This is a genomic window from Actinoplanes oryzae (genome assembly GCF_030757795.1).
Lineage (GTDB): Bacteria > Actinomycetota > Actinomycetes > Mycobacteriales > Micromonosporaceae > Actinoplanes.
The window spans coordinates 1-213 of the sequence record NZ_JAUQWH010000383.1 but is presented as its reverse complement, the minus strand read 5'-3'; the positions used below and the strand labels follow the sequence as shown (position 1 = coordinate 213).

The 213-nt window shown below is 68.1% G+C and carries 1 protein-coding gene; it reads left to right on the top strand.

Annotated features, from left to right (window positions below):
* A partial coding sequence (locus RBH18_RS44040; protein WP_306216471.1) for an ATP-binding cassette domain-containing protein occupies positions 1-213 on the top strand: 213 nt, incomplete at both ends.

Sequence of the window (213 nt, the reverse complement as noted above, 5' to 3'; positions counted from 1 at the left end):
CGGGATCGACAAGAGCTTCGGTCCCGTCCAGGTGCTCCACGACGTCGGCTTGAGCGTCTATCCCGGCGAGGTCACCGCGCTCGTCGGTGACAACGGGGCCGGCAAGTCCACCCTGGTCAAGTGCATCAGCGGGATCTACACCATCGACGCGGGCACGGTGACCTTCGACGGCAACCAGGTCGCGATCGCCAGCCCCCGCGACGCCTCCGCCCT